A 20,681-nucleotide genomic window follows, 5' to 3' on the forward strand; every position below is an offset into this window, starting at 1 on the left:
TCAAAATTTTGAAATCCGCTGGTTTTTCCTTAAACTGTTCGATCCTCTCAAGTGCCTGGGTCGATTTGTTGTGGATGCATTTTTCGACGGTGAAGCAGGGGCCACGAACCATCGATATGCGCGCGTTCCAATTCGATTACTTCATTGTCATAATCCGGGAAGCGATCCGGGCATCGGCGGGGCTGGCGAAAAAAAATTCCTGTCCTGCGGCAACCGGTTCTGAGAAAGGAGGATGGAGAGACGGGGAATTATATGAGGGAGGGAAGAAGTTAGCGAAGTACTGGGTTCCGGTAATCATTAGCCTGGCCGGATTCGGGGTCTAAGTCGGCGACCGTCATTTTGTTGATCTCGGCCCGCTGCACGAGGTGTCACGTGGGACGAAGTAGATCAACTGGGACCCGAGTTCTATGGCGAACGTCTGAAGGAGGTCGTGTTCATGGTCCACCTTGCGGCTGTTGCAGATGATGCCGCCGAGCCTCACGCCGCTGGTCTGGGCATGCTTCTGGATGCCTTTGGAGATGTTGTTCGCTGCATAGAGCGCCATCAGTTCGCCCGAGGCGACGATATAGATCTCCTGTGCCTTTCCTTCCCGGATCGGCACGGCGAAACCACCGCAGACGACGTCGCCGAGCACGTCGTAGAAGACATAGTCCCGGTCGTCGGTGTATGCCCGGAGGGACTCCAGGAGGTTGATGGACGTGCTGATGCCCCGGCCGGCGCAGCCCGCGCCCGGTTCCGGTCCGCCCGATTTAACGCAACGGGTTCCCGAGAAACCGGGTTTGAGGACCTCGTCGAGTTCGATGTCGTCGCCCTCGTTGCGGAGGGTGTCCAGCACCATCTTCTGGCACAACCCGTGAAGCAGGAGTCGCGTGGAGTCGGCCTTCGGGTCGCATCCCACGACCATGATCTTCTTTCCGGCCTCGGCCAGTGCCGCTACCGTATTCTGTCCGGTTGACGACAGAGCAAAAATGGGCGTCCTGGTCTCCGTCGTGGGTGTGTCGGCCAGATCGCACGCACCCTCCCGGATATTTCCGTGAGCGGCATAAAAGAGGCAAAGATGGTATAGTGCATTTGTGCTGCCTCTCCTCGTCGAAACTCCGGAAAAGAGTTCTGGAAGGTTATTTTCGGGAAGTAATCCTCCATGAAGGAGGCGATCAATCCCCTCTTTTTTTCCGTAGAATGGCTGCAGCCGCAGGTATCAGGCCGTGGACACCATCTGCGAGGGGGTGGACCTCGATGAGGTCTTCGAAGTCGGCGACCGTCCGCCTGTGCCGGATCGCCGCGGCCATGTAGGTGGCGATGATGCCGGCACCTGGCGAGGCCGCCCAGACACCTCTGAGTTCCCCTGTCTCCGGTTCGACCAGGATCTTCCCGAGGCCTGTGTCGCCCGCGGGCACGGACCAGAAGGAGCCCGGCCCTGCCGGTGCCGGCACCGAGAGTTCGATACCATCGTCGTCCTCCGCGAGGGCGAAGGCAAGGTCGTTTGCGAGGCTGATGCTCTGCGGGACGACCACAGGGGCATAGCGCATGTCATGGCCCAGGATGTTTTCCGCCGCGACAATCCCCTGCAGGCGGGCGACCGGGGTGAGGTACGGCCCGCCGGTGACGTCGCCTGCGGCGTACACTCCCGGGACCGATGTCCGCATCCTGTCGTCCGTGACGATCTCGCCCTTCTGGCCGGTGGCGACGCCGTTGACCATCGAGGTGTTCGGCACGAGGCCGGCGGCAAGGAGGATGGCATCTGCCTGGCACTCTCCCGGCGTCTCCCCGCCATATGCCGCACCGTCCAGGTGTCCGGTCCCGGTGATCCGGGTGAGGGGGGCGTTCTCCCTGATCTCGACCCCTGCAAGCTCCTTCAGCGCGAGTTTCCGCAGACGCGGGTCGATACCCTTGAGAAAACCGCTCCGTGCAAGGACCGTCACCCGGCTTCCCAGTTGCCGGAAGATATAGGCGAACTCCGCGGCCGCGATCCCGCCACCGACGATGACGAGGTCATGGGGCAGGTCGTGCATCCGCGGCAGGGTGTGGGCAGTGAAGACTCCGGCAAGGTCTGTCCCTTGGACCTCCGGGACGGCGGGCACCGACCCGGTGGCGACGATGACCGCCTCAGTCTCGACCTCTTCATCGTCGATGAAGACCTGCCGCCCACAGAGCCGCGCCGTGCTCCCGTACCTGATCGCGACCCCCGCGCCCCGCGTCTCGTGGTCGAGGACGGCCCTGATCTTTGCCTGCACCCCTTCCATCCCGGCAAGGAGGGAGGGGAAATCGATCACCGGTTCGTCCTTGAAGATGCCGACCCCGGCGAACTGTCTGGCCCTCGCCACCGTCCGTGCGGCGTCGTTCAGGGCGCAAACAGCCATGCACCCGTAGTTCAGGCACTGCCCTCCGATTGCGCCCTTCTCGACAAGGGTCACCTCCCGCCCGGCATGGCCGAGGCGGATGGCCGCAAACCGCCCTGCCGGCCCTCCGCCGATGATCACGATCATGGTGCTCAGAAGATCTCCACGCCCTCGTCCATGGGCGTGGTGAGGATCTCGCCGGTATAGGCATTAACCTCGACGATCCTGTTCTTCCCCTCGATCTCCCAGACCGGGACATAGACGAGGGTGATCTCGGTCGATATGTTCCTCCTGTCCGGTTTCAGCGTCTCTTCCTGGTAGAATACGGCGTCGCCCTCTTCCTTCCTGAACCTGACCTTCTGGGTCAGTTCGGCGATGAGATTGATAACTGTCTGGTTTTCCGCCTCTTCCTTTGCGATCTTCGGCTGGAGCACTTCGCAGTCCTCAGGCATGGCCGAGTCCACCGCATCGGAGAGTGTCATCTCCATCTTCGAACCATTGATGGCGTTCAGACCGCCCCAGCGGTCGGCGTCGAAGGAGACCTTGCGGGAAAGGACGGTCTGCGAACCACTGCTCGTGCAGTGGTAACACCAATACGGGACGAAACGGCAGCGCACTTCTCCCCGTGTCCCCGAGATGATCGCGGCGTTCCGGTCGCTGACCTTGACCGGGAGGTGGAAGATCCCGCCGCCGCTCATGGCACGTTGCGCCGGGGAGGATGGCGTGCTCCTGCCGAGGGAGAGAGTTCTCCTGAAGATCCGCGCAAGGGCCGCTTCTCCGGCATATCTGGCAATCTCGTCCTCCCCCCAGACGGTGCAGTTGTCGGCCCGTGCCGCGGGGCTGAAGGTCACCAGGATCTTCCGGCACTCCTCGATCTCCTCGCCCTGCCTGATACGGAACCTCCTTCCGTCAAAGTGCCCGATCTCGTCGGCGTCGTCGGATATGAGGACGACATAACTTTCCCTGTCGCCGACGGCCGAGAGGTCGAAGGGTTCGTCGGCGCATTCGACGCCGTAACCGGCGGACTCCAGGATCGTTGCCACAATATCCTGCGTCCGTTCCCGCATTTCTCCTTCCATCTCCTAGAATGTGTCCCTGAACTATAGAACAATTTTTCTATTCTCATGGCGAGAGTATGGTGTGTATCCTCCCCTGAAGTTCATCAACCACCTGATCGAGGAAGAGGCCATGACAGTGACCTACGACCCTGCGGAGGACGAGGGCCTGGTCATCTACAACCTCTCGATGATCGGTGCCGGGGACTTCGAACCGGTCCTCGCCGTCATGAAAGAGGTGTTCCGGGCAGGGATCAGCCCGAGCGGCCTTGTCAGATTCTACCCGGCCGGTGAGCGTATCGGTGACTATACCATACCCGATGGGAGGGTCGGGATCTGCACGGTCTGCTCCACCACCATCGACGGCGTGATGATCCGGCGCGGCGCCCCCATCCACCCGATCGGCGGCGGCGTCGTGGAGATCGAAGGGGGCCTGCCCAGGCGCTTCACCGACATGATCCTGTACGACGCCACGACCATCGACCCCCTGGAGGTGCTCGTCTCTCAGGAGATCACCGACATCACCGGCGTGATCCGTCGGGGGCGGGGAAGCGTGCTCGCCAACCTGCGGGAGTGTCATATGGAGGCCGAACCCGTGGTCGCCGCGGTCATCGATGACCTGGAGCAGAGCATGATCGCCGGCGTCCTTGAGGTCTCGGCGCCGAACGCCCCGATCCTGGGCTTCGGCTGTTCCCCCCAGTACTTCGGGATCTCCATCCTCGGCGGCACCAATGTGATGGCCGCGGTGAAGGAGGCCGGGTATGAGGTCGAGATCAACTCCCTGAGCGGTCTCATCGATGTTGGAGACCTTGCGTCGATCTACTCGCTCTGAAAAAAGATATTCCGGCTCTGTAGAAATCCTCATACTTGAGCTGATGTATCTCCAATCCTATGAAGAGGAATACAGATCCACTGCCTTCCTCACGATCTAGCCGGGGGACTACGCCGAAAATCAGAGATTTTCTTGTGCTCACTCCGTTCGCAGCCCCCGGACAGCGAAGACTTAGTCTTCTCGACTCCCTCCGGTCGTCCCCGCTCACGATTGGACCTCAAAGGGGCAAACCTGCATTTTGAAGAGGGGACTGCCCTCCACCCCCCTATCCTCATGGCAGGGGGACCGGGGGGCGGCAGCCCCCCGGACGAGACACTCCAGAAGAGGATTTTTACAGCGCCTATATCCCTATTTATTCTCACCGAAACCGTGGATGAGGTCCCAGTACCGGGAGAAAAACCGGACGAAACCTTCAGCCTCGGAGAAGAGGGCGGTCGGCGCCTCTCCCTGCGACCCCATCGCCACCATCACCTTTGTGCCGTCAGCGAAGAGCATCCCTGCCCGGTCGCCTATCTTTCCTTTTTCATGCCATACGGGTGGCATTGCGGTCGTGACCGCGATGCCCTCAGGAACAGCCCCCTCCCAGCGATCGGCGATCACCTCGATCCGCACCTCTCCGGCCCTCTCCCCGAGTGCGTCCCTGAGATCCTTCAGGAGGGTCCAGCTCCCCATGATCCTGATCTCGCGTCCGGCCTGGTAGATGAGGTCGCGGAGGCGACTGGTGATGTTGGCCTCGCCGAGGATATTCCAGATCAGTTCCTGGTCCCCTCCCTCGATACTGGTCCGGTCCTGCCAGATTTCCCCGAGGACGTCCTTTGCATAGGCCGCCTTCTCCTCGATCTCACGTATCAGGGTGTTGATGGCGTCGTCCGGTGGCGTGGCCGAGAAGCGTTTGGGCGTGGTGTGCGAGACCGTGACCATGTTCTTCTGGAGGAGGCGGTCGAGGACGGGATACACGGATGCGCGTGGCACCCCGGAGAGTTCGTGGATCTCGGTCGCCGTCGCCTTTGTCACCTGGAGGAGGGCGACATAGACGAGCGCTTCGTATTTGGTGAGCCCGAGGGTTTTGAGCGCTTCGGCAACGCTCCGGGCATAATCCGGTGGAGTGGGCATGACACTATCTATTTATATGGTACGCTGATAAATGTTGTTACAACAAAAACAACACGGTGCATATACATGGATATCCGGAAATTCTGTATTCTGGGTCTGGTCCTTGCGGCGCTCACCGTTCCTGCATTTGCGGGAACAGAGTACCTCTACGGCAGCCCTGATATGTCTGCGGCCATCTCGGGCACGAACGAGTTTGTCCCCGGTACCGAGGTGCCGGTCACGGTGATCATCTCGAACAGCGGTGTGAACCCTGTCATGGTAACCGATCCGAATAAGATCACTCCGCAGGACCCACCGAACCTCGCAAAGCTTGTGAATGCCGGACTTTCGGCAGGGGACGCACCTGTTGAGATCAGGTCTGACGCCCAGCAGATCGGGGACATCCAGGGCGGCGTGAGCAAACCTGTCACCTTCCTGGTGAAGTTCAACAAAGATGCCCCGGCAGGCACCTATGGCATCCCCCTGACCCTGAAGTACCAGTACGTCGACTGGACCGACCAGGACGGCAGCACCCTCCTGCGGACCGGGTACCGTGACAAGACGGTGACCCTTCCCCTCACGGTCACGGTCAGGTCCAATGTCAACCTTGAGGTGGACGAGGTCTCGACCGACCACATCAATGTCGGGACCGAGGGTTACCTCACCCTGAAACTCAGGAACGCGGGCTTCGAGCATGCACAGAAGGCTGTCGCGAAACTTGCCCGCGACGGTGCAAGCCCCCTGATCCCGACCGACGGGAGCGTCTATATCGGTGACTTCAACCCCGGCGACGTCGTCGAGTGCACTTTCAAGGTCTCGGCCTCCAACGACGCCGAGGCGCAGTCCTACCCGATCGATGTGATGGTCCAGTACGAGAAGAGCAATGGTGAGAAGGAAACCTCCGACACCGAGATCGTCGGCGTGCCCGTCGGCGGAAAGATCGACTTCACCATCGTCTCGTCTGCGGCGACCGTGCACCCCGGCCAGAAGGCGACGATCGACGTCACCTATAAGAATGTCGGCTCGGCGACCGCCTACAATGCCCAGGCACGGATCAGCGCCGTCGACCCCTTCACCTCCAATGACGACACCGCCTATCTCGGCGACCTCGAACCCGGCCAGACCGCTGTCGCCCACTACTCGGTGAGCGTGGACAAGGAGGCGACCGTAAAGCAGTACGGTCTCGACTCCGAGATCCGGTACCGCGACGCTCTGGACAACAGCCAGATCTCCGACACGATGAAGATGACCGTGTCCGTCGTGAAGCCTGATCCGCTGGCGGGAGCCCTCACGAACCCGATCGTTATCGCGGTCATCATTGCCGTCCTGATCGGGGCGGGGTATTATATATACAGACGGCGCACATCCGAGTGATGTATTCATGGGACGGACCACTGCCAGAAGCCCATGTCAGGACTGTCGCCGACATGGCCGGTGTTCTGGCGGCCCCTGAAGCCGCGGGTGAAGACCCCGGTCGCCCTCTCTATTTTATGTACCGGGACCTTGCAAAGACCCCGGACGAGCATTCATGGCTCGCCGACCATGCCCTGAGGTACGACATGACGGTGATCCCGGCGGGTCATGTCGGCCCTGAGTTCGTCAAGACAAAAGGGCACTTCCACCCGGCAAACCCTGCCGGCATCGGCTATCCCGAGGTCTATGAGGTCCTTGCCGGCAAGGCGCACTTCCTCCTCCAGACGCGGGACGCCTCCGATGTCGTGCTCGTGGAGGCAGTGGCAGGGGACGTCGTGGTGATCCCCCCCGGATACGGCCATGTGACGATCAACCCGGGTGCTGAAGCGCTCGCCCTTGCAAATATCGTCTCGACCGCCTTTGAAAGCGACTATACACAATACGTGGCGATGCAGGGCGCCGCCTATTACGAGATGGCAGACGGGTCCCTGGTGAGGAACCCGCGGTACAGGACGGCGGCACTGCTGCGCCTTGCGGTGCCCGCCCCGGTCGAAGCATTCTGTGTTGCACATGGGGCACCGCTCTCCTCCCTTGTCGGGAATGAGTCCTGCCTCGGGTACCTCACCAACCCCGAGGGCTACGCCCCTGAGTTCACCGCGTGCCTGCGAGATTTGGCGGTGCGGACCGTTTGTGCTCGGACGCCCTGACCCTTTTTAAGACCAGTTCCTCGGTCCCGGTTTCGGGGTCTGTCCACCCTTTCGTTTCGAGCGCCCGCAGTGCCGCGTCGATTTCGGCGTAGGTGGCCCCGAGTTCCCCTTCGTCTGTCTGGCCCGGCCAGAGGCCTGCCGACGGCGCTTTTTCGACGACCTGCTGCGGCAGGTGCATTGCCCTCGCCACCGCGAAGACCTCGGTCTTGTACAGGTGGAGGATGGGCTGGATGTCCGCGGCTGCGTCGCCGTGTTTGGTGGAGTAACCGAGGAGGTACTCTGTCCTGTTCGAGGTGCCGCAGACCATCAGGCCCTCCCTGTTCGCGACCGCATAGAGGATCGCCATCCTCGTCCTCGCCATCAGGTTGCCGGTGAGGTATGGCGTCGCGGTGAGGTCGGGGTACTGCCTGTAGGCCTCCATCACCGGTTCGATCGAGATCACCCGGTGCTCTATCCCGAGAAAACGGCAGAGTTCCGCGGCGTCCGCCAGGTCTTCGGCTCTCGTCACCGCACTCGGGAGGGCGATCCCGACGACGTGCTCGGGCCCGATTGCACGAGCGGCGAAGGCCGCAGCCACGGCCGAGTCCACGCCTCCGCTGACGCCGACGACGATTCCCTTTGCTCCGGCACTCCATACCGCGTGGCGGATCATCTGGTCCACCGCTTCCATGACGCATCCAATCTCTTTTTCCATGACTTTCACCTGCTCTGTCTCTGTAAAATCCCTTTTCTGGAGGCCTGTGCCGGGGGGCTGCCGCCCCCTGGTCCCCCTGCCATTCGGATAGAGGGTGGATGGCACTTGCCCTCCTCTGTATTTTTAATTCGGTTTTCCCGAGTCAATTCTACGTCCCGGGATCCGGGGGCAACGAGCGATAGTGAGTTCGAGAAAACCGTACTGTGTTCGAGGTAGTTCCCCGGTGGACTGTATGGGGAAGGCAGTGGATCCGCCTATCCCTCCATTGGACCAGAGGGATATCCCGCGACTGGCGCATGAGGATTTCTATGGAGCCCAGATTATACCGTCCTGAAAAATCGCCGGAGTACCTGTGTGTCGCCCGGTGCGACGACCGCGGTGTCGGCATCCTCGATGCAGGCGTTCTTCCCGGTGGCGGCCGCGGCGTAATCGTCCCTGATCACCCACGCTTCTTTCCCGAAGCACTCCTGGTCCGGGCCCGCGGCATGGCCGTGACCTGCCGCCACAGGGTGCCCGGCCTCCTCATCGCATCCCCCCGCTGTCCCGGCAAATCGCGGCGAGTTCGTCCCTGAGATTTTTGAGGGCGAACTTCGTCGCCGGGTGGCGGCCGGTATAGTCGTCCAGGAGGGCCTGTGCATCGGCCCAGAGGCCTCTGGCGGCAGGTGAGGGAGCCTCCACGGCGTGTTCCAGGGTGAGGCGTGCATAGAGGGCGACCTCCTCCGCGGGGATGGTCGAGAAGGGTGCGATCCGCGGGAGGGGAGACGTTTCTGTTTCCCTGGACCCTGTCAGGCTGTCGGCGCCGCCTTCGAGGGCGGTCACCAGCACGTCAAGAGCGATGTCGTCCAGGACTGTCCCGACGGCGATCTTCGTCGCCCCGAGGTCCTGTGCGGCCGTTTCCGGGTCGCGCCCGACTGTCACCTCGTGGCAGGGGACGCCGAGGTCCCGGGCGGTCTGCCTGGCGGCGTCGTCCCCTCCGTCCGTGGCGAGGGCGAGGACCGAGATGTCGGGCCGCCCCCCGAAGGCCGTCACCAGGAAGCGGAGAAGGGCAACCGATGCCGGATCCCGGTGGAGGGGGACGGCGATGACGTCGCCGGTGGCCAACCAGCGCTGTCGCCTGATCTCCCGTTTCGCCTTCGCCTCCACGTCGGCGACGAAGTGGTCGCGGCAGAGGCGGAGCCCTGAATAACGCTGGAAGATGACGGCTTCTCTCCTGCACTTTGAGCACTTCATTGCCCTGACCCAATCAACTTTTATCCCGCCACCTGATATAATCTGTAGTATTCATGCCAGTTTCTCCAGAGCGCGTCAGGGCGCTTCATAAATACGACCTTCGCGTCCTCTTATCCCTCGAGCGGCTCATGCAGCGATACGAGTGGGTACCCCTGGACGCCCTGAAGGCTTCGACAAAGTTGTCTGACTCGGAACTCGAATATCGCCTCCTGCGCCTCATCGAGTGGGACATGGTGCGCTATGATGTCGTCCCGTACCCGGGCTATGCCCTGATCTTCGGGGGGTACGACACCATCGCCCTCCACACCCTCACGAAGAAAGGGGCGGTCGCGGCACTCGGCAGCCTTATTGGCGTCGGCAAGGAGTCGGAGGTCTACGAGGGCCTCGGCCTCGGCCCGGTCATCCTGAAGTTCCACCATGTGGGCCAGCAGTCCTTCCAGGCGGTGCGGAAAGAGCGGGGCTATATGCCGGAGTCCGGGCACTGCCCCTGGATCTTCGCCTCGGCGTGCTCGGCCGAGCAGGAGTTCACCGCCCTCCAGCGCCTCTCTCCCGAGGTATCGGTGCCGCTGCCGATCGAGCGCTCCCGCCATGTCGTCGTGATGTCGCAGATACCGGGGGTGAACCTCAACCGGTGCACCCTTGAGGAGCCGCGGCCTGTCCTCGACAAGATCCTGGAGAATGTGAGGCGTGCCTATGCAAAGGGTTTCATCCACGGCGACCTCTCCGAGTACAATGTGATGGTCGATGACAGCGATGTCTGGATCATCGACTGGCCTCAGTGGATCGGGACCGACCACCCGAATGCCGACGTGATCCTGCGGCGCGATATCGAAAATGTGCTCAGGTTTTTCAGGAGGAAGTACAGGATAGACTATCCCACCGAGGAGGCGGTGGGATTGGTGGTCAGGTGAAGGTCTTCGGGATCGACATCATCAGGGGGTCGGTGCGGTCAAGGACCCAGCGGCCGCTGTACGCTCTCGTCGTTCTTGAGGACGGGACGGTCGTCTCGACCTCGCAGGTGACGGCGTTCAGGCTCTCCAGGCTCGTCGCCGTGGAGGAGCCCGATATCCTCGCCACCGATTCGGTTCAGGAACTCGCCACCGACCAGCACGCCCTCGTTGCCTTCATGCAGACCCTCCCGACCCGGACCCTGCTCGTGCAGGTGACAGGCGGCGAGCGGAAAGAGACCCTCCAGAAGGTGGCGGCCAGGTACAATCTTGCGGTGGAGAAGACCGACCCCTTTGCCGAGGCCGGTGCGGCGGCGCGGATCGCCTATCTCGGCGGCGGTGCGGAGGTGGTCGCCTTCGAGAACACGACGGGGATCGCCGTCTCCCGCCACCGCTCGCCCGGACGGGGGGGGTGGAGCCAGAACAGGTACGTGCGCAAGATGCACGGGGCTGTGCGGGAGAAGGCCCGGGAGGTGGAGGGGCGTCTCGTCGCCGCGGGTCTGCGGTACGAGAAGAGCGAACGCCTTGCCTTCGGCGGGTTCTCCCGCGTGGACTTCACGGTCTACGCGCCGCGGGGTGAGATCCCGGTCAGGGCCTATACGGGCGCCGACGCGCAGGTGCGGGTCGAGGGGAAGAAACTTGATCGGATCCGGTACCGGCCCCTCACGAGAAAGAGGCGGTACATTATTGTCGGGATCGACCCCGGCACAACGACCGGCATCGGGGCGGTGGACCTCGACGGCGAGGTGGTAGACCTCTATTCCTCCCGCCAGATGGGGACGGCCGAGATCATCGAGCACCTCACTGGAGTGGGCAAGCCCCTGATCGTCGCCTCCGACGTCACGCCGATTCCCGACACCGTGGAAAAGGTGCGGCGAGCCTTCAACGCGATTGCGTACGTGCCCCCGCAGGACAGGAGCGTGGAGGGTAAACTCGAACTGACGGCCGGGACAGGGTATGCAAACCCCCATGAGAGGGACGCCCTCTCCGCGGCCCTGGACGCCTACAGGTCGAACAAGAACAAGTTCCTGAATATCGCAAAGAGGGTGCCGCCCGGTTTCGACCTGGACGAGGTGCGGGCCGGTGTCCTGCGGGGGCGGTCGATCGAGGCGGTGCTCGCCGAGCTCTCAGGCCGCCCGCCCGTGATCGAGGAGAAACCGCCGGCCGAGGAGGTTCCTCCGGTGCCGGAGAAGGGCGAGCGTGAGGAGAGGCTGCTCCAGCTTGAGCGGACGGCAAAGCGCCTGAAGGAGTTTGTGCAGGAACTGGAGGAAGGACTCTCGGAGAAGGACCGGGAGATTGCACGACTGAATCGGCAGATCAGGAGGGAACGATCGGATCGTGGCCGTGACCTCCAGAGGGACACCGAGATCACGAAGAGGGACGCGATCATAAAGAGCCTCAAGAAACTTCTCCGGAAGGAGGAGAAGCGAAACAAGAGCCTGAAGAAGCGGATCGAGCAGATGAAGCGGGTGGAGGAGCTCCAGATCGGCGAGGGGCAGGTGCCGGTGAAGGTGATCACCTCTCTCACCCACGACGCGGTCGGCGGCCTCGCGGCAGACCTCGGGATCGACGAGGGTGACGTGATCTCGGTCGGGACGACCGGGGGGTGGGGCCGGAGTGTGGTGCGGGAGGTCGCGGCCCTGCAGGTGGCGGCGGTGGTCGTGCCCGGAGCTTCGGTCGACGAGCAGGACCAGCACCTCGTCGCCGCGGCCCTCACGGCCTCCCTGCCCCTGGTCCCGGCCTCTGCGATCGGGCTTGTTGTGCAGGGGAAGATCGGGGTCGCGGACGAGGGGCGTTTTGCGGCGGCCCTGGAGAAGTGGAGCGTCCTTGTCGCGGAGCATGAGAAGAGGAAGAAGGCGGCGATGCTCAATCAGGTCTTCAAGGAGTACAGAACCGAGAGGGAGAAGGAGGTGCGGAAACATGGATGAACGTGCTCTGATCCGGGCCGTTTCCTCTCTCCTCCCCGAGGGTGCGACGGCAGACGACTGTGCGGTGCTCCCGCACGGGGGGGAGTGCCTTGTCCTCTCGACGGACATGCTCCACGAGACGACAGACTTCCCTGTCGGGATGACGGACGCGGATATCGGGTGGATGGTGGCGGCGGTGACGATCTCCGACATCGCGGGGATGGGGGCGCGGCCTCTCGCCCTCCTCCTTGCCGCCGGCCTCGACCGTCCTGAACGCCTTGCCGGGATCACGGAGGGGGCGGCACGCTGCTGCCGCACCTATGGCGCCTCTCTCGTCGGCGGAGACACCGACGCCCACACCGAACTGACGCTCGTCTCCACCGGCCTCGGCACGGCGGAGAAAGTGGTGGGGCGGCGGGGCGCCGCGCCCGGCGACCTGGTCTGCGTCACCGGGTACCTCGGCGGGGCGCAGGCGGCGCTCTCCGGGTACGACGACTACTGGCAGAGGCTGATCGCCCCCCAGCCTCGCGTCGCGGAGGGCCTTGCCCTCAATGCCGCGGGGGCGACGGCGATGATGGACATCTCCGACGGCCTTGCGATGTCCCTCCACGACATGCTCGGGGTGAACGACTGCGGTTTCGCGGTGGAGACGGCCCGCCTCCCCCTCCCTGCGGGCGTGCCGGAGGACAAGGGGAGGGAGTTCGCGCTCTCCGGCGGCGGTGACTTTGAACTCCTCTTCACCATCCCCGCCGGGAATTTCCCTGTGGCAGGGGTGGAGGCGACGGCCATCGGCCGGGTCGTCGCGGAGCACGGGGTCTTTGCCGACGGGCGACCGCTGCCGGCGCAGGGCTACATGCACAGGTGGGAGGAATAAAGTCTCAATCAAAATGCAATCTTAATAGCCTCTCCCCTCATATTGCCGTGTATGGAGATTTTCTATTCTAATGATGCCCCTCTCGAAGATCCAGCCGATGATAGTCTTGATATCGCTCCTTTTGCAAAAAATCTCGCAGATGCCATACCAAAGATGTTCAATCCTCAGGGTTTTGTTGTTGCAATCTATGGAGAATGGGGATCTGGGAAGACAACTCTCCTTAGTTTTGTAAAATATTACATTGAGCAAAGTTGTGAACCGACCAAACCATTGATCATGGATTTTCATCCCTGGTGGTTTTCTGGACGGGAAGATCTCATCAGGAGTTTTTTTAACCAGTTTATCGGGAGTGCAAGCAAGTGGTTTGGGGCATCTGCCGATTGTGCAAAATTATTGGCCCAATTTGCGGAGGCACTTTCTCCAATTAAGATCCCCATTGTGCAGACGGTGAATTATATTGCAGATAAGGCTGATCCTACAAAACGTGATGTCCCTGCTTTGAAAGAAGAGATCAAGAGATCTCTAAAGCAGAAAAATCGGCAAATTTTGATCATCATCGATGATATTGACCGACTCAGTGCAGAGGAGATCAGGTTACTATTCACGGTCATCAAGGACATTGCCGATTTTCCAAATGTTGTCTATTTACTTGCATTCGATAAACAAATCGTAAACAGGGCTTTAAATTCGGTCCAAGGTTTTGAAGGGGCAAAGTATCTTGAAAAAATCGTTCAAGCAGGTTATGATCTCCCGGATCCTGATAAAACGTTGCTGAGAACCATTTTTTTCAAAAAAATAGATGACGTTCTTGAAGGCACTCCTGAAAATTTATGGGATCAAACATACTGGGAAAATGTTTACTTTGATGGTATAGATCATTTTGTGAACTCTCCCCGGGATGTGCAACGTTTTTTCAACGCATTGTCCCTTACATATCCTGCCGTGATGGGAGAGGTCAACCCGATTGATTTTATTGCGATAGAATGCCTGAGACTGTTCTGCCCTTCTATGTATTCTTTCATCCAGGGATCTGGAGAAATTATCGTAGGGCCTGTTGATATCGGCTTAGATCCTGACCCTGATAAAAGCATACAGAAGAGACTGGATACACAAATCAAGCAAATATCTGAACAGGATCAGGAGTCTGTGAAAAAGTTGCTCGTCAGAATTTTTCCTAAGATCGGGTATTTATTAGGGGGTCCATCTTATGGGAGCGATTATTTACCCCTCTGGAGAAAAAATCTTCGAGTATGTACCTCAGAACATTTTGATACATATTTCAGACTCTCTTTGCACCAAGGTCAGATGTCCCACGCTGAAGTTCAGTCGATCCTTGAGTCTGTAAATAAACCTGAGATATTTGGACAGGAATTGATAAATCTGACTCATCAAAAACAAAGACTGAGTCCTTCTAAACTATCATATTTTTTGGAATGCCTCTCTGATCATGCCGCTGACGATATCCCAGAATCTGCGATCCCTTCCATAATTTCCGCTTTTTTTAAGGTTGGTGACGATCTCATCCCCCTGGAAGATGATGTGCCGCGTATCTTGTATTACAATACTGATATTCTGATACTTCGGGTTATATGGAGACTCTTTGATCGCTTGGATGAGGCAAGCCGCTTTATCCTGCTGAAAGATGCGATCTCTCAAGGAAATTCGATCTCTTTAACTGCGAAATTGATCACGATGTATGGCAGAGAGCACGGGAAATATGGTGCGAAAAGGAAACCTGATGAAGAACAGATCCTAAGCCTTGAACGTTTGACGGTATTTGAAGAATTGGCATTGGAAAAGATTCGGCAGTCTTCTCAGGAGGGTTCTCTTATTGGTACCCCTCTTCTTGGACGAGTATTGTATTTCTGGAAACAGAATGGACATGATGAAGAAGCCAGATCATGGATCGAGGAAACAATTCATGATGACGATGGGTTGCTGCTGTTCTTAGATCGATTTATATCGACATCATTCCCCCAGTCTATTGATGACGTAATGCCAGAGATGCATTGGGTTCTTTCTTCAGAGAGTATCAGTGAGTTCATCAATCCTGGTGAATTAAAGAGTCGAGCTCGCCATCTTGTTGAGTCCAAAATTGATCTTACAGAACGTCAGAGAGAAGCTTTCATGAGTATTATCAATGAGACTGAAGAATCTCCCTGACGACGTAAATCCCGAGGGCTTTGACGGTGGTATGGTCAGAACCGTTGACTGAGATTACACCTGCGGCGAGCGGGGGGATCCGATCCATCATCAAGGCGCGGAAACAGGCCGCAAGGTTGAGGTCGTGAAAGACGCTGAGGGATCGTGATGGATGGGGCGCAGGCGGCGCTCTCCGGCTACGAAGGTTTCTGGCAGAGGCTCATCGCCCCGCAACCCCGCGTCGCCGCGGGGATCGCCCTCAACGCCGCCGGGGCGACGGCGATGATGGACATCTCCGACGGGCTTTCCCTCTCCCTCCACGACATGCTCGGGGTGAACGAGTGCGGTTTCGCGGTGGAGACAGCCCGTCTCCCCCTCCCCGCCGGGAATTTCCCTGTGGCCGGGGTGGAGGCGACGGCTATCGGCCGGGTCGTCGCGGAACACGGGGTCTTTGCCGACGGCACGCCCCTCCCGGCGCGGGGCTACATGCACAGGTGGGCGGAGGAGGGAGAATAGATTCTACAACCGGGAAAGGATTATCCTCTCTCTCTCCTATGCTGATTAGATGTACGTCCTCCCGAGAGCGACACTCCTGGCTCTTTTTGCGGCAGTCCTTGCCGGTCTTGCTGCCGGCACTATTGTACGGGGCATCTGGCACGACCAGGTCCTCGCCGTCCTGGCCTCGGCCGCCGCGATCGTCCTTGCCGACGCTGCTATCACCCGCCTGATGCGGCGGTTCGGGATCGCGACAGGGGAATGAAAAAGAGAGAGGTGTTCAGATCCCGATCTGGAACCCGCCCGTGCCGCTCCCCGATGAGTCGTGGGGCAGGAAGGGCATCAGGGAGGAGGCGAGTTTCGCGATGTCCATCGACTGGAGGACGACCTTGCCCGGCCCTGTAAGGGTGGTCAGGAAGAGGCCTTCGCCGCCGAAGAAGACCGTCTTCACGCCGCCGGCAAGTTCGATGGAATAATCGACGGTCGCGTCGAATCCGACCACGAGGCCGGTTTCCACCCGCACCGTCTCCCCGGCCGCGAGGTCCATCTCGATGGTGTCGCCGCAGCAGTGGAGGAAGACCCTGCCGTTCCCGTGGAGGCGCTGGAGGATGAAACCCTCACCGCCGAAGAACCCCGACCGCAACTTCTTCGTGAAGGCGATGTCGAGGTTCACGCCCTCCTCTGAGCAGAGGTAGGCGTCCTTCTGGGCGATGAACTCCTTCCCGTTCACGTCCACCGGGAAGATCCGACCGGGCACGTTCCCGGCGAAGGAGACGAAGCCTTCCCGGCCCTGGGGGGTGAACTCGGTCAGGAAGAGGCTCTCATTGGTGAGCATCCTCTTGAGTCCGCCGAAGAGGCCGCCCTTCATGTGGGAGTCCATCTGCATGTTCCCGCTCATGTTCACCATGGCGCCGGCCTCGGCATTGATCTTCTCGCCAGGGGAGAGGGTGAGTTTCACCATCTGGAGGTTGTCCCCGATAATCTCGTATCTCATGGTCTACCTCAGATCTTCAGAAGGGGAACATATCAGGTTTCGCATTTTCCGGGCGGAAAATTTCCGTCCTCTCTCTCCATGTGCGACATTGGTCTGTCCCTTCATGACAGATGATGGGCATGTCTGCTTTTTCAGCGTCATTGTCCTGTGTATCTACGCACTGCTTTCCTGCTTTTTCATGGACTGAGAGATGGCGGATGATTTTTTTTCTTTAATGGCGCTTCACATTATATCACTTTTTTTTCTTTTTAATCGAGCTCTATTCTTATTTTATCACATATTCTTTATCGTGCATCATAATGGGCTGTTATTTATCCTATTTTATCCTATATTCTGAAAATCGTACTGAAGATGAGATCCATGACCCCCCGACAACGATATCTTACGATACTGCTCGTCTGTGTGGGGCTTGCCCTTTCCGGCATACCCTGTGCGGCCGCACTCCCTGATACGGTTCTCCTCCTCTCTCCGGACGAACAGGGACCTTTCCCCGGTGCAGGCGACTCCCTGACCGCCGGCGCCGACGTTCGCGTGGAGGCAGCACCCCTGAACCCGGCATTTGTCCGGTATCAGGAGGAGAAGGATGCGGCCCTGGCTGAAAACGGCATTGCGCTCCTCTGTGCGGCCGTTCCTGAGACTCCGGAGAATGAATCCTTCCCCCCTCTGGACGGACTTATTCCCTCGCCCGTCACCCTTGTCTGGTCTGAAGATTCGTTCTCAACTCTCTCCACCCCGCCCTCCGAGTCCTATTTCAACCTCGCCGACGAAGGCCGCCTCACCCCTGTGAAGGACCAGGGGGAGTGCGGGTCCTGCTGGGCCTTCGCCTCCCTCGGGTCCCTGGAGTCCACGCTCCTCACCGACGGTCTGGGTACGTGGGACCTCTCTGAGAACAACCTGAAGAACACCCATGGCTTCGACTGGGGGCCCTGCGACGGTGGCAACCCCTTCATGGCGACAGCGTATCTCACCCGGTGGTCGGGACCGGTGGACGAGAGCGATGATCCCTACATCCTCCCTGTCCCGTCCTCGACATCGCCTTCCGGTCTTGCGCCGGTGATGCATGTCCAGAACGTCACCTTCCTCCCGCCGCGGTCGGGCCCCCTCGACAACGACCTGATCAAGGCGACAATCAAGGATGAAGGCGGCCTCTATACGTCTTTCCAGGTGAACCTCTCCTGTTTCGGGCCGAGTGCGATCACCTACTACCTGCCCGAGAACAGCACCGCAAAGATCGACGGCGGCCACGCCGTCCTCATCGTCGGCTGGGACGACACCTACCCGGCGGCGAACTTCGTCGAGACCCCGCCCGGCGACGGCGCCTTCATCGCCAAAAACTCATGGAGTACATCGTCGGGGGACAACGGCTACTTCTATATCTCGTACTATGACCGGTATTTCGGGCGCTTCCTGAATCGGAGCAAAACGTATATCGGTGATGACCTGGCGGCCGTACTCTTCACCGGCGAATCGGTCGAGACCCACGACCATGTGTACCAGTATGACCCCCTCGGGTGGACCGCTAGTTTCGGCGACTCGACGACGGCGTACGGTGCGAATGTCTTCATTGCGGAGCGCTACGAAGACCTGAATGCCGTGAGTTTCTACACCCGCGAACCAGGCACCGACTATGAGGTCATGGTCTATCTCGGGCAGGGAGGTCTCCTCCGCTATGCATCCGTTGCAGACGGGACGATGGCGCTCCCCGGGTACCACACCGTCCCCTTCAAAATGTCGTTACCTCTTGCGCCGGGCGACAGTATCCTGGTGACCCTCAAACTCACCGCCCCGACCGACACCCACCCTCTCGCCGTTGAGATGCCGTTCCGGGGTTATTCGAGCAACGCCACCGCCGGACCCGGCCAGAGTTATGTAAGCGCCGACGGGGTGCACTGGAAAGACCTGACCGCAGATTACCCGAACACCAACATCTGCATCAAGGTCTTCACGCGCGACCCCCTCAGGGTGCCTGAGGACTATGCCACCATCCAGGAGGCCATCGATGCTGCCCTGCCGGGTCAGATGGTCCGTGTCGGAGACGGGGTCTATGTCGAGAATGTCGTCGTCGACCACCCCCTCACCCTTGCCGGGTCCAGCGACGCCGTCATCGACGGGAACGGCGGGACAGCCCTCACCCTGACCGGGTCGAACATCACCGTCCGGGGCCTCACTCTTACCAATGGTGGCGACGGCGTCAGGATCGCCGGCAATGACACTCTCTTCATGAACCCGACCGTCACCGACTGCAGCGGCGATGGCGTTGTTCTTGAGGGTGTGTCCAGGTCTGTCATTTTCCGGGCAAATATCAGCAGGGCCAACAGCACCGGCATTCTGATCCATGAAACCAGCGGTGCGGCCCTGTTCCGGTGCGACGTCTCCGGATGTGATGACGACGGGATCGCCGTACGTTCCTCGGGATCCTTTACGCTGACGGACTGCGTCGCCGCCGGAAATGGCGGGACAGGCCTTGCCCTCGACGGCGTGAGGGATGGTCGGGTGTCCCGGACCGCGATGACAGGGAACAGGTGGAATTTCCGCCTCGTCCCTCTGCCGGGCTATGAGGATACCGTCGCGGTGGACGGGACGACCACCGTCGACGGCAGACCTGTCTATGTCTGGACCGGACGGGAGGACGCGGTCGTGCCCGACGACGCAGGTATGGTCTACCTCTTCGGGTGCCGGAACATCACCGCGGAGGATCTCACCCTCTCCGGCACATATGTCGGCCTCGTCGTCGCCAACTCGACAGGCGTCACCGTCAGGAATGTCACGGCCACCGGCAATTATGGAGGGGCGATCTGCAGGGTCTCTGACGATCTCCTCATCGATGCCTCTGCCTTCGTGGGCAACGATTACGCAGGGCTCTCCTGTTTCGACTGCACGGCAGCCACCGTCACCGGTTCGCTCATCGCCGACAATGGGGTGGGTGCGTTCATTTTCGCCGCGACGCCGGGCGATACGGCCCTCTGGCAGAACACCTTCAGGAACAACAGCGGCGGCAACCTCCCCGCCGGGCACGCGGTCGCCCTGAACTCTCCCGCGCCGGTTTCGTACCGCTATAACGGTACCTACTTCACCCATGCCCTCGGCAACTTCTGGGACGACTATGCCGGCACCGACACCGACGGCGACGGCGTCGGCGAGACGCCGTACTCCACCACAGGCCTCAACGACACCTGCCCGCTGGTCGCACCGGCAGACCGGTACGTCCTCTCCGTACCTCCCCCGCCATCCGATGGGAGCGATTCGGACAGTTCGACCGGCGCCTCGGGAGACCTGAACCCCGGTGATTCCACCACCCTCTCCTTCGACAGGACGGCGGTCTCCAGCGTCTCCCTCACGGCCGCAGGGAGGATCGACGGCGTCATGATCACCCTCGAACCTGTGACCGACGGCCCCGAGGGCATCGACGGTCCCGTCTACCAGTACATCCAGGCCGACCTGACGTACACGACCGACGACGCCATCTCCGAAGCGGTCTTCACCTTCTCCGTGCCGGCGTCCTGGCTGAGGGAGCAGGGCCTCGCGCCCGGCAGTGTCGCCCTCTGGCGCTACCACAACGGCACCTGGGCGCCTCTCCAGACTGAGATCGTCAGGGAGACTGCCGACAGTGTCTTTTTCCGTGCTGTCTCGCCGGGCTTCTCGTACTTCGCCATTGCGCCCGGTCCCGACCCTACCGCGGCGGTGACCGCGCCTGTGCCTGCAGAGGTCACTGCATCAGCCGCGGCGAACGCGACCGCCGTGCACATGACTCCCCTGCCGGCGGAGAATGTGACGGCCATGCACACCGCGACGCCTGCACCGGCGCCGCCCCTCACCCCGCAGCAGAGCCCTGTCTTCCCTGTCGTACCCCTGGGTGCGGCAGTATGCGTTGCCTTCCTTTTCAGAAGGAGACGCTGAACTTTTTTTTGGAGAGCATATCCCAAAACTCTCGTTCATTCCCCTTTCCCCGCATGCTGAACT

At 60.5% G+C, this 20,681-nt stretch carries 18 protein-coding genes; 10 read left to right on the forward strand and 8 right to left on the reverse strand.

The features are described from left to right. Positions 1-334: 334 nt before the first annotated feature. The 3 genes from MEFOE_RS03615 to MEFOE_RS03625 form a co-directional block, all read right to left on the reverse strand. Positions 335-904 carry a P-loop NTPase family protein gene (locus tag MEFOE_RS03615; RefSeq protein ID WP_235809550.1) on the reverse strand — a complete coding sequence of 190 codons (570 nt, stop codon included), beginning with the start codon at positions 902-904 and terminating at the stop codon, positions 335-337. A gap of 250 nt (positions 905-1,154) precedes the next feature. Beyond that, the gene (locus tag MEFOE_RS03620; protein ID WP_067048455.1) at positions 1,155-2,486 is read right to left on the reverse strand and encodes an FAD-dependent oxidoreductase; all 1,332 of its coding nucleotides are present in this window, start codon (positions 2,484-2,486) and stop codon (positions 1,155-1,157) included. 5 nt (positions 2,487-2,491) lie between these two features. Then, positions 2,492-3,418, reverse strand: coding sequence for a hypothetical protein (locus MEFOE_RS03625; protein WP_067048459.1), 927 nt, complete (start codon positions 3,416-3,418; stop codon positions 2,492-2,494). 61 nt (positions 3,419-3,479) lie between these two features. Between MEFOE_RS03625 and MEFOE_RS03630 the strand changes: the two genes are divergently transcribed. Then, complete coding sequence (locus MEFOE_RS03630) at positions 3,480-4,226, forward strand: DUF128 domain-containing protein (RefSeq protein ID WP_067048462.1); 747 nt, start codon at positions 3,480-3,482, stop codon at positions 4,224-4,226. Between the two features lie 348 nt (positions 4,227-4,574). On the opposite strand, the gene MEFOE_RS03635 is transcribed toward MEFOE_RS03630, so the two are convergent. Next, entirely contained in the window at positions 4,575-5,339 is a 765-nt protein-coding gene (locus MEFOE_RS03635; RefSeq protein WP_067048465.1) for a TrmB family transcriptional regulator, read from the reverse strand. A gap of 66 nt (positions 5,340-5,405) precedes the next feature. Here MEFOE_RS03635 and MEFOE_RS03640 point away from each other — a divergent pair, with 66 nt between their 5' ends. Together MEFOE_RS03640 and MEFOE_RS03645 are read left to right on the forward strand one after the other, a co-directional pair. Beyond that, entirely contained in the window at positions 5,406-6,692 is a 1,287-nt protein-coding gene (locus MEFOE_RS03640) for a COG1361 S-layer family protein (RefSeq protein WP_067048468.1), read from the forward strand. Next, the gene (locus tag MEFOE_RS03645; RefSeq protein ID WP_067048471.1) at positions 6,692-7,438 is read left to right on the forward strand and encodes a glucose-6-phosphate isomerase family protein; all 747 of its coding nucleotides are present in this window, start codon (positions 6,692-6,694) and stop codon (positions 7,436-7,438) included. The genes MEFOE_RS03640 and MEFOE_RS03645 overlap by 1 nt, the downstream gene beginning before the upstream one ends. Here MEFOE_RS03645 and MEFOE_RS03650 read toward each other — a convergent pair. The 3 genes from MEFOE_RS03650 to MEFOE_RS03660 all read right to left on the reverse strand — a co-directional run bounded on the left by MEFOE_RS03650 (position 7,383) and on the right by MEFOE_RS03660 (position 9,362). After that, the gene (locus tag MEFOE_RS03650; protein WP_067048475.1) at positions 7,383-8,132 is read right to left on the reverse strand and encodes an NAD+ synthase; all 750 of its coding nucleotides are present in this window, start codon (positions 8,130-8,132) and stop codon (positions 7,383-7,385) included. The genes MEFOE_RS03645 and MEFOE_RS03650 overlap by 56 nt on opposite strands. Before the next feature lie 320 nt (positions 8,133-8,452). Further along, positions 8,453-8,638 (reverse strand): hypothetical protein, encoded by a 186-nt coding sequence (locus MEFOE_RS03655; protein WP_067048478.1) that lies wholly within the window; start codon positions 8,636-8,638, stop codon positions 8,453-8,455. Positions 8,639-8,654: 16 nt separating this feature from the next. Beyond that, positions 8,655-9,362 carry an adenine nucleotide alpha hydrolase family protein gene (locus MEFOE_RS03660; RefSeq protein ID WP_067048481.1) on the reverse strand — a complete coding sequence of 236 codons (708 nt, stop codon included), beginning with the start codon at positions 9,360-9,362 and terminating at the stop codon, positions 8,655-8,657. Between the two features lie 53 nt (positions 9,363-9,415). Here MEFOE_RS03660 and MEFOE_RS03665 point away from each other — a divergent pair, with 53 nt between their 5' ends. From MEFOE_RS03665 to MEFOE_RS03690, 6 genes are all read left to right on the forward strand, one after another. Next, positions 9,416-10,273 (forward strand): RIO1 family regulatory kinase/ATPase domain-containing protein, encoded by an 858-nt coding sequence (locus MEFOE_RS03665; RefSeq protein WP_067048483.1) that lies wholly within the window; start codon positions 9,416-9,418, stop codon positions 10,271-10,273. Next, positions 10,270-12,237: a DUF460 domain-containing protein gene (locus tag MEFOE_RS03670; RefSeq protein WP_067048487.1), complete on the forward strand. Its 1,968-nt coding sequence runs from the start codon at positions 10,270-10,272 to the stop codon at positions 12,235-12,237. The genes MEFOE_RS03665 and MEFOE_RS03670 overlap by 4 nt, the downstream gene beginning before the upstream one ends. Next, complete coding sequence (gene thiL / locus MEFOE_RS03675) at positions 12,230-13,090, forward strand: thiamine-phosphate kinase (RefSeq protein ID WP_067048490.1); 861 nt, start codon at positions 12,230-12,232, stop codon at positions 13,088-13,090. Before MEFOE_RS03670 ends, thiL begins: the two co-directional genes overlap by 8 nt. Positions 13,091-13,141: 51 nt before the next feature. Further along, positions 13,142-15,253 (forward strand): KAP family NTPase, encoded by a 2,112-nt coding sequence (locus MEFOE_RS03680; RefSeq protein WP_083523316.1) that lies wholly within the window; start codon positions 13,142-13,144, stop codon positions 15,251-15,253. A 147-nt stretch (positions 15,254-15,400) separates the two neighbouring features. Beyond that, the gene (locus tag MEFOE_RS03685) at positions 15,401-15,748 is read left to right on the forward strand and encodes a hypothetical protein (RefSeq protein ID WP_067048498.1); all 348 of its coding nucleotides are present in this window, start codon (positions 15,401-15,403) and stop codon (positions 15,746-15,748) included. 49 nt (positions 15,749-15,797) lie between these two features. Next, the gene (locus MEFOE_RS03690; RefSeq protein WP_067048500.1) at positions 15,798-15,992 is read left to right on the forward strand and encodes a hypothetical protein; all 195 of its coding nucleotides are present in this window, start codon (positions 15,798-15,800) and stop codon (positions 15,990-15,992) included. A gap of 15 nt (positions 15,993-16,007) precedes the next feature. On the opposite strand, the gene MEFOE_RS03695 is transcribed toward MEFOE_RS03690, so the two are convergent. Beyond that, positions 16,008-16,721 (reverse strand): TIGR00266 family protein, encoded by a 714-nt coding sequence (locus MEFOE_RS03695; RefSeq protein WP_067048503.1) that lies wholly within the window; start codon positions 16,719-16,721, stop codon positions 16,008-16,010. Positions 16,722-17,072: 351 nt separating this feature from the next. On the opposite strand from MEFOE_RS03695, the gene MEFOE_RS03700 reads away from it, so the two are divergent. Continuing rightward, complete coding sequence (locus MEFOE_RS03700; protein WP_083523317.1) at positions 17,073-20,618, forward strand: lectin like domain-containing protein; 3,546 nt, start codon at positions 17,073-17,075, stop codon at positions 20,616-20,618. The last annotated feature ends 63 nt before the right edge of the window (positions 20,619-20,681 follow it).

The sequence above is a fragment of the Methanofollis ethanolicus genome (assembly GCF_001571385.1).
GTDB classification, from domain to species: domain Archaea; phylum Halobacteriota; class Methanomicrobia; order Methanomicrobiales; family Methanofollaceae; genus Methanofollis; species Methanofollis ethanolicus.